At 62.2% G+C, this 8509-nt stretch carries 8 protein-coding genes and 1 tRNA gene; 5 read left to right on the top strand and 4 right to left on the bottom strand.

Annotation, left to right across the window (positions count from 1 at the left end; translation table 11 throughout):
• Both VGP39_RS08175 and VGP39_RS08170 read right to left on the bottom strand, forming a co-directional pair.
• Window positions 1-360: glutamine synthetase beta-grasp domain-containing protein (locus VGP39_RS08175; RefSeq protein WP_327567601.1), on the bottom strand; the 360-nt coding region annotated here is incomplete at its 3' end.
• A gap of 114 nt (window positions 361-474) precedes the next feature.
• A complete protein-coding gene (locus VGP39_RS08170) occupies window positions 475-813 on the bottom strand; it encodes a P-II family nitrogen regulator (protein ID WP_074832548.1) in 339 nt (112 codons plus the stop codon).
• A gap of 367 nt (window positions 814-1180) precedes the next feature.
• Here VGP39_RS08170 and VGP39_RS08165 point away from each other — a divergent pair, with 367 nt between their 5' ends.
• A complete protein-coding gene (locus tag VGP39_RS08165) occupies window positions 1181-2680 on the top strand; it encodes an NAD(P)H-hydrate dehydratase (protein ID WP_327567600.1) in 1500 nt (499 codons plus the stop codon).
• A gap of 37 nt (window positions 2681-2717) precedes the next feature.
• Here VGP39_RS08165 and VGP39_RS08160 read toward each other — a convergent pair whose 3' ends face one another.
• A complete protein-coding gene (locus tag VGP39_RS08160) occupies window positions 2718-3800 on the bottom strand; it encodes an enolase C-terminal domain-like protein (RefSeq protein ID WP_327567599.1) in 1083 nt (360 codons plus the stop codon).
• A 9-nt stretch (window positions 3801-3809) separates the two neighbouring features.
• Window positions 3810-5126, bottom strand: a complete 1317-nt coding sequence (locus VGP39_RS08155; RefSeq protein WP_327567598.1) for a multicopper oxidase family protein — start codon at window positions 5124-5126, stop codon at window positions 3810-3812.
• Between the two features lie 152 nt (window positions 5127-5278).
• Here VGP39_RS08155 and VGP39_RS08150 point away from each other — a divergent pair.
• From VGP39_RS08150 to VGP39_RS08135, 4 genes are all read left to right on the top strand, one after another.
• Window positions 5279-5363 (top strand) — tRNA-Leu (locus tag VGP39_RS08150).
• Window positions 5364-5537: 174 nt separating this feature from the next.
• The gene (gene tig / locus VGP39_RS08145; protein WP_327567602.1) at window positions 5538-6899 is read left to right on the top strand and encodes a trigger factor; all 1362 of its coding nucleotides are present in this window, start codon (window positions 5538-5540) and stop codon (window positions 6897-6899) included.
• Between the two features lie 254 nt (window positions 6900-7153).
• On the top strand, window positions 7154-7786 hold the full coding sequence (locus VGP39_RS08140; RefSeq protein WP_327567597.1) for an ATP-dependent Clp protease proteolytic subunit: 633 nt from the start codon (window positions 7154-7156) through the stop codon (window positions 7784-7786).
• Window positions 7787-8210: 424 nt separating this feature from the next.
• A partial coding sequence (locus tag VGP39_RS08135) for a ClpX C4-type zinc finger protein (protein WP_327567596.1) occupies window positions 8211-8509 on the top strand: 299 nt, incomplete at its 3' end.

The raw sequence follows: 8509 nt of genomic DNA, 5'->3' as shown, positions 1-8509 counted from the left end.
CATCGATTTGACCATCGCCTCGGCCTTCTTGGCCATGCCGCGCGGGTCGCGGTTGTAGGGCTCGCCGGTGGTCGGCTCCAGCACGTCGCAGGTGATGACCATGGTGGTTTCGGCGAAGAACGGATCGATCGTCGCGGTGACGGGATCGGGCATCAGGCACATGTCGGATTCGTTGATCGCCTTCCAACCCGCAATCGAGGAGCCGTCGAACATCGTGCCTTCGGCGAAAATCTCCTCGTCGACCATCGAGATGTCGAACGTGACGTGCTGCCACTTGCCGCGCGGATCGGTGAAACGCAGATCGACGTATTTGACGTCGTTGTCCTTGATCGCTTTCAGGACGTCTTTACCGGTCTTCATGAGTACCCCTTTGTCCTAACTGGTCAGCCTGATGGGGCCGCGGCGCGGCCGTCGGTAGTGCTCAATACAATCGGGTGGTGCTCAATACAATATGCGAGTGGCGGCAAGTTCGGTTCAGATGGCGTCCAGCCCGGATTCCCCGGTTCGGATGCGGATGGCTTCCTCGATGTTGGAGACGAAGATCTTGCCGTCGCCGATGCGGCCGGTCTGGGCCGCGCGCCGGATGGCGTCGATGGCTTTCTCCACCAGGTCGTCGGAGATCACGATCTCGATTTTCACCTTGGGAAGAAAGTCCACGATGTACTCCGCGCCCCGGTAAAGTTCGGCGTGTCCCTTCTGCCGGCCAAAGCCCTTGGCTTCGGTGACGGTGATGCCCTGCAGTCCGACTTCCTGAAGCGCCTCTTTCACCTCGTCGAGCTTGAATGGCTTGATGATAGCTTCGATTTTTTTCACTGAACGCCTCCCCGGCACTTCCATATTCTGGACTTCAACTGTTGTTTTCACGGTGCGCGTGTCCGCGGCTTGTTCGATGACTCGTCCTGTACGCCAGTACGGTATCGCCACGCGGTTCGCGAGCCGCAACGCACGCCCTTTCAAGCTGACTTCCCCAAAAGCAGGGTCCATGCCAAGTTTATTGGAACGCCGATTTTGGAAGGTTATCAGACATTAAAGCGCACTTGGCGCGAACCGAAGGCGAGGTCGAGCATAACGAAGCTTATAGAATAGGCAAACAGTCCAATTTGCATGCAATCGTCGGGCCGAGCCGAGCGCGTACAAGTAAAAATGCCTCAGGATGAGGCGCTTTAGGTCGGAATCGGGCATGGAAGTTCTCACCACAGCTGAAATGGAGCATGCCGACCGGCTGGCAATTGCCGGAGGCACGCCGGGCTTCGCGCTGATGCTGCGCGCCGGCCAGGCCGTGGCGCAGGCCGCCATGGAGCTCGCTGAGCAGGGGCCGATCCTGGTCGTCGCCGGGCGCGGCAACAATGGCGGCGATGGCTTTGTCGCGGCGACCGAGCTTGTGGCGCGCGGCCGCGCCGTCTCGATCATCCTGCTGTGCGACCGGGACACCCTGCAGGGTGATGCGGCGCTCGCCGCGCGCGGCTGGAAGGGCCCGGTGCTTCCCTGCAATGCGATGGCGGTCGGCGCGCCCGCGCTGATCATCGACGCGCTGTTCGGCGCCGGCCTCAATCGCCCCGTCAAGGGCGATCCGCATCACATCATCGAGGCCATCAACGCCAGCGGCGCGCCGGTGCTCAGCGTCGATCTTCCGAGCGGGATCAATGGCACCACCGGCGCCGTGATGGGCGTGGCAGTGCACGCCACCGAGACCGTCACCTTCTTCCGCTGCAAGCCCGCGCATCTGCTGCTGCCGGGGCGGATTCATTGCGGCCGCGTGCGCGTCGCCGATATCGGCATTGATGCCGGCGTGCTCGACGAAGTTCGTCCCCGGACTTTCGAGAATATTCCAACACTTTGGCGTGGCTCGTTTCCGGTGCCGCGCATCGACGGCCACAAATACGCCCGCGGCCATGCCGTCTTGGTCTCCGGCGATATGGCAGCCACCGGTGCAGCACGGCTGGCCGCGCGGGGAGCGCTGCGGGCAGGGGCTGGGCTGGTTACGCTGGCGTCGCCGCGGGACGCGCTTGCGATCAACGCATCGGCGCTGACGGCGGTGATGATCCGCGCCATCGACACCAGGGCCGAGTTCGCGGATTTGCTGGCGGACATGCGCCTCAACGCCTGCGTCATCGGGCCAGGGGCCGGCGTCGGCGAACGCACCCGGGATTTTGTGCTGGCGGCGCTGTCTGCGCAGCGCCGCCTGGTGCTCGACGCCGACGCGCTCATCAGCTTTGCGAAGGTGCCCGATCGCCTGTTCGAAGCAATTAAAGCATTCGCTTATCCACAGGTTATCCTCACTCCTCACCAGGGCGAATTTCAACGTATTTTCAGTGACATGAGCAATAAGAATCCACTTCATTCAAAGCTTGAACAAACTCGCGCAGCTGCCGAGCGCTCGGGGGCGATCGTATTGCTGAAAGGTCCAGATACCGTGGTGGCGTCGCCGGACGGACGCGCCGCCATATCGGCCAACGCGCCGCCTTGGCTGGCCACCGCGGGCGCCGGCGATGTGCTGGCCGGGATGATCGCCGGTTTCCTGGCGCAAGGCGCCCCGGCCTTCGAGGCGGCATGCATGGGGACCTGGATGCACGGCGAGGCCGGCAGCGAAGCCGGACCCGGCCTGATCGCGGAAGATCTGCCGGAGGTGCTGCCGGCGGTATTCCGGCGGCTCTATGATGAGTTCGGCATCGATTATTGAGCCGCTGCACGACGGCCGCGGGTTCGCCGCAAACGGATCACACCGAATATTTAGCGACCGCCGCCTCGTCCCACATTAGCCCAAGACCGGGTCCGCGCGCAGTGACAGCGCCGTTCACGATCTGCAGTGGCTCGGCCAGGATGGCGCGGCCGAGATCGAGCACTTCCAGCCAATGCGCGGTCGGCGTCACCGCGAGCGTATGGGCGCTGGCCTCGGCGAACAAATGGCTCGACATCGGAATCGATGCGGCTTCGGCTTGTGCCGCGACGCGCATCCATCCGGTGACGCCGCCGACCTTCATCAGATCCGGCATGATGAAATCGCTGGAGCCGGCGGCGATGGCTTCGGCAAAACCGCGGGGAAACCACCAGTTCTCGCCAGCCTGAATCGAGATCGACGACTTGCGTCGGACCTCCGCAAGCCCCTGAAGATTTTCCTGCGGCACCGGCTCCTCGACCCAGTGCAGGCCGTAAGGCGAAAGGCGCGCGATGCGGCTGATCGCCTCGGCCGGACTGAGCGACTGGTTGAAGTCGATCATCAGCGCGATGTCGGGCCCGATCAGCGTGCGCACGCCTTTGACCATGCGTTCGTCATTGGCGGCGTCGCCGTCGCCGCCCTTGATCTTGATGCCTCGAAAACCCTGGTCCAGCGAGCGTTTCAGGTCCTTCTCGTCGGCGATGGGATCCACCACGCCGTAACTGTCATAGGCCCGGATCGGCCGCGGCGACCCGCCCAGCAGCTGGGCCAATGGCTGACCCGCCCCTTGTCCCAGCGCATCGTAGAAAGCCATGTCGAGGCCGGACACCGCCATCCCGACCAAGCCTTGCCAGCCGAGCAGGCGGAATTTGCCGTCCATCGCCGCCATCAGGTCGAAGGGCGCGATGGCCCGGCCGGTGAGGTCACGGCCGATTTCCTCGATCAGGTGGACCAGTGGCGCCAGCGTCAGTTTTGCGTAGGCAAAGATATACGAGCGCCCGGTGATGCCCCGATCGGTCGCGACATCGATCAGCACCAGCGGCGCCGCCTCGATGACGCCAAAGGCGTTTTTGACCGGCCGCGAGATCGGCGCGATGACGGCGCGGGCCTTGACGCTGCGGATAGCGAGATTGTTTGCGCCCATGTTGGCTCCTTACTCGACACTGTACCATCGCACGAGCCGCGGCGCCGACCAGGCGGTCGCCATCGATTCGATCAGCCACCGGCCGACATGTTGGGCGGCGAACGCAATGCGTTGGGTCTGCCCAGCCTCGATCGCCAGCGTATCGAGCCAGAACGGTTTCCAGCCATCGTCAAGCCGATCCAGCAGGCGAAAGTGGTGGCCGTGGAGATGGAAGACGGTCGGGATTTCGGCGCGATTGGTCAACGCCAGAACGACAGTGCGGCCGGGTTTTACGCGAAATGCGGGTGCGCTCGTTGCGGCAAAGGTCACGGGCGTCACCCAGTCGGTCTGCGGCCCGCCGAGCGTCAGGTCGACCCGCAACGCATTCTTGAGGTCGAGCCGCGCTGGCAATCCGTTGGAGGGTAGCGGCGGGGCCGGCGGCAGTGGCGTGGATCGTATCGGCGGCTCATCGGAGATTACCAATTGATTGAACACGTGCTCCTGCTTTCCGTCATGCAGCAGCATCAAGAAACGAGTGCCCACAGAACCAGTCACATCGACGAACGCATCAATGCGGGTCCCGGGAGCCAGCACCAGCGCGCCGTTGCGAGCCAGGAACGGCTCCGCCGGCTGGCCGTCGATGGCCATGACGCGAACCTCATGGTTTTCCACCTTGAACGCAACGACGGCACGGTGGCTGGCATTGATAAAACGGAACCTGAGGCGTTCATTGGCGCGGATTGGAATTCCAATCAGATCGCTCGAAGTAACCCCGTTAATTGTATGAAAAGATTCGGTATCCTTCGGGTCACCCCCCGGAGCAATCGCCGTCCCGTCGGCGCCGACGCGCCACTCCTCGATCAAAACCACCTGGTCGCGATCGACCAGGACCGGCTCGCTCTCACGCACGATAAAAGGCAGCCCGCGGCACGGCTGCGCTCGTCCATCACCAAGCAGGCCAAGATCGCAGAAATTTGTGCCGGCGTGCCGTATCGGGAGTTGGAGCGTCTCCCGGCCGCCGGCCGCCACGGCAGGCCGGGCCAGCAATGGCTCGGCGGCCGGAACACCGTCGATACCCCGCCACATCGGCAGCGTCCTCACCGGCAGGTCGTTGGCGAAGGCAATGTCGAGAGTGTCGCCGCGGTTCGCTCGGAGTTCCGGCCCGGCAAGCGACCAGACGGGGGTGGCCGGCCCCATCCACCGCGGCGTAAATTTTTCGGCTTTGGCTTGCAAGGTCAGCGGGCGTACTTGGGCCCAGCCTGACATAGGCAACATCGGACTCAGGGCGGCTGCGCCCAATCCCGCGATCAGCGTGCGTCGGTCCAGCAGGGGTTTTGGGCTTGCCATCGAACCGATCCGGACCATTTTCCGAAGGTTCTGTCCAGCCGTGACGCTCTGTCCCGGGGGACGCTCGAAAAGGCCATTTTTTTGCTGCTAAGCTCGGCGCCCATGTTATACACCCGCCGCCCGCGGCATCGCGGCCGGACTTGATGCTGCTTGCGGGCGTGGCGGAACTGGTAGACGCGCTGGATTTAGGTTCCAGTGACGAAAGTTGTGGGGGTTCGAGTCCCTCCGCCCGCACCAGGCGCGAGAGCAGCGTTTGCGAATGACGAATTTCCGGAGGACATTTTCCGAAGGGCGAGGCGCCCTGAAGGATGTGTCTGCCGAACCACCGATGCCGGCCTTGGCCGCGCTTCGAACAGATTGACAATGACCCGGCCTTCCAGCCGGACCAGCTTTGGGAAGAAGATCGACGCCATGCAGGTCACAGAAACCCTCGCCGAGGGATTGAAGCACGAATTCCAGATCAGCGTTCCGGCATCGGATCTCGACGCCAAGGCCGACGCGCGGCTTGTCGATCTGAAGGAAAGGGTCCGTCTCAATGGCTTCCGCCCTGGCAAGGTCCCGGTGAGCCACCTGAAGAAGGTCTACGGCCGCTCAGTGATGGCCGAGACCGTCGAGCAGACCATCCGCGATACCAACACCAAAATCTTCACCGAGCGCGGCTTTCGCCTCGCGACCGAGCCGAAGGTCACGATGCCGACGGAGGAGAAGGCGGTCGAGGACATCCTCGCCGGCAAATCCGATCTGAACTACACGGTGTCGATCGAGGTCGTTCCCACGATCCAGCTCGCCGACTTCAAGGGCTTTAGCGTCGAAAAGCCGGTTGCCGATGTCACCGAGGCCGATGTGGACGAGGCCATCAAGCGGATCGCCGACCAGAACCGCAGCTACGCTGCGAAGGCCGACGGTGCGAAAGCGGAGACCGGCGACCGGGTCACTGTTTCCTTCAAGGGTTCGATCGACGGCACGCCGTTCGATGGCGGCATCGGCGAAAACATCCAGGTCGTGATCGGCTCGAACACCTTCATTCCCGGCTTCGAAGAGGAGCTACTCGGCTTGGCGGCGGGTGAAACCCGCACCTTGAAAGTTTCATTCCCGAAGAACTACACCAATCTCGAACTGGCCGGAAAGCCGGCCGAGTTCGAGACCACCGCGAGCCTGATCGAAGCGCCGCAGGACACTGAAATCAATGACGAGTTCGCCAAGACCCTTGGTCTTGAATCGCTCGACAAGCTGAAAGAGGCCGCGCGCGTGCGGTTGACCGTGGAGTACGCCGCCGCCACCCGCCAGCGCGTCAAGCGCATGCTGCTGGATCGTCTCGACGAGGCCCATCGCTTCGAGGCGCCGCCGTCGCTGGTCGATGAAGAATTCAACCTGATGTGGAACTCGATCAAGGGCGAGATGGAATCCGGCGGCAAGACCTTTGCGGACGAGGACACCACCGAAGAAGCCGCAAAAGAAGAGTACCGCAAGATCGCCGATCGCCGCGTCCGGCTCGGCCTCGTGCTGTCCGAGATCGGCGAAAAGAACAAGATCACGGTCACCGAGGATGAAATCAGCCGCGCGGTGATCGAACGCGCGCGCTCGATGCCGGGGCGGGAAAAAGAAGTGTGGGAGTACTATCAAAAGAACGCCAACGCGCTCGCCCAGCTCCGCGCGCCGATCTACGAGGACAAGGTGGTCGATTTCATCCTGGAACTCGCCAACGTGACTGAGAAGAAGGTGACGCGCGAAGACCTCTACAAGGATGACGACGCCGAGAAAACCGCGGCCTGAGCGGCGCCAGCCTTGCTAGGGATGTGGAACGGGAGCGGCATGGCGGCGGAATGCGTCGCTATGCCGTGTTAGCCGAATCAGCTTCAACTGCGGCACGGCTCGCCATTGTCCTGGCCTTGTCGCCGGTCAATTGGTCCATATCTGTGAACTCTGTCTTTTGACTCCTGCATCACGGGACGTTCGTCCTCCCCCGGCAATTGTGAACCCCGTTCCAGCCCGCCGATGGACGTTCGCCTCCAACCCTTGGGTGACTAATGCGCGATCCGGTGGAAACCTACATGAACCTCGTGCCGATGGTGGTCGAGCAGACCAACCGCGGCGAACGGGCCTACGATATCTTTTCGCGTCTGCTGAAGGAACGCATTATCTTCCTCACCGGGCCGGTCGAGGATGGCATGTCGACGCTGGTCGTCGCGCAGTTGCTGTTTCTCGAAGCCGAGAATCCGAAGAAGGAAATCTCGATGTACATCAACTCCCCGGGCGGCGTGGTGACATCGGGGCTGGCGATCTACGACACCATGCAGTTTATCCGTCCGCCGGTGTCGACGCTTTGCACTGGGCAGGCGGCATCGATGGGTTCGCTGCTGCTCGCCGCCGGCCATAAGGACATGCGGTTCTCGCTGCCGAATTCGCGAATCATGGTGCATCAGCCGTCCGGCGGCTTTCAGGGCCAGGCCACCGACATCATGCTCCATGCCCAGGAAATCCTGAACTTGAAGAAGCGGCTCAACGAGATCTACGTCAAGCATACCGGCCAGACCTTCAAGGCGATCGAGGATGCGTTGGAGCGTGACAAGTTCCTTACCGCGGAAATGGCCCGCGACTTCGGCATCGTCGACAAGGTGATCGACAAGCGCTCTGAAGAGCCGACCGCGAAAGCGCCGTAGCAAGGTAGTGGCCTGAAATCAGCGCCAAAGCCGCCGATTTGCAGCAATTGCGGGCGCCGCCTGGCGCTGAACGCACCCAACATTGATCGAAAGTTCCGCTTTCGTGCTCTTGAAGCGGCGTGGCAATCGGGCAACGCTAGGGTGATTTCCGTCGGCTTGGGTCGCGCACGCCGGGCAAATCACGCTATTGTCACAACATCGGGCCTGCCGCGGGTTAGCGAATTCTTGATAGTCGGGTGGCACCATGGTCCGCTGAGTCGGTTGATTGCTGTGTCGGGGGATTGGAGTTAGCCGCGATTCGCGCGGCGCCTTAGAGAACGGGGTCTTTTCTGGTACGAATTTTGCTCTATTTAGATGGTATTGCCGGGAGGTTCCGGGATAGGGCGATCAAGCGGACGAGATCGAACGGCGGACGGAGACGAGAATGAGTAAGGTCGGCACGAGCGACTCGAAGAACACGCTGTATTGCTCGTTCTGCGGCAAGAGCCAGCATGAAGTCCGCAAACTGATCGCGGGACCGACGGTATTCATCTGCGACGAATGCGTTGAACTTTGCATGGACATCATTCGCGAGGAGAACAAGTCCTCGCTGGTGAAATCGCGCGACGGGATTCCGACCCCGAAGGAAATCTGCAAGGTTCTCGACGATTACGTGATCGGCCAGAGTCACGCCAAGAAGGTGCTCTCGGTTGCGGTCCACAATCACTACAAGCGTCTCAACCA

Origin of the sequence: Bradyrhizobium sp. (assembly GCF_036009065.1) — a bacterium.
In the GTDB taxonomy this organism is placed as follows: Bacteria; Pseudomonadota; Alphaproteobacteria; order Rhizobiales; family Xanthobacteraceae; genus Bradyrhizobium.
The sequence above is the reverse complement of the archived record's forward strand: the minus strand, read 5'-3'. Positions and strand labels throughout refer to the sequence as shown.

Bases quoted from the DNA above. Each gene is read 5' to 3' on its own strand.
- VGP39_RS08165 (WP_327567600.1), top strand. From the start codon at position 1,181: ATGGAAGTTCTCACCACAGCTGAAATGGAGCATGCCGACCGGCTGGCA.
- VGP39_RS08160 (WP_327567599.1), bottom strand. From the start codon at position 3,800: ATGGGCGCAAACAATCTCGCTATCCGCAGCGTCAAGGCCCGCGCCGTC.
- VGP39_RS08155 (WP_327567598.1), bottom strand. From the start codon at position 5,126: ATGGCAAGCCCAAAACCCCTGCTGGACCGACGCACGCTGATCGCGGGA.
- tig (WP_327567602.1), top strand. From the start codon at position 5,538: ATGCAGGTCACAGAAACCCTCGCCGAGGGATTGAAGCACGAATTCCAG.
- VGP39_RS08140 (WP_327567597.1), top strand. From the start codon at position 7,154: ATGCGCGATCCGGTGGAAACCTACATGAACCTCGTGCCGATGGTGGTC.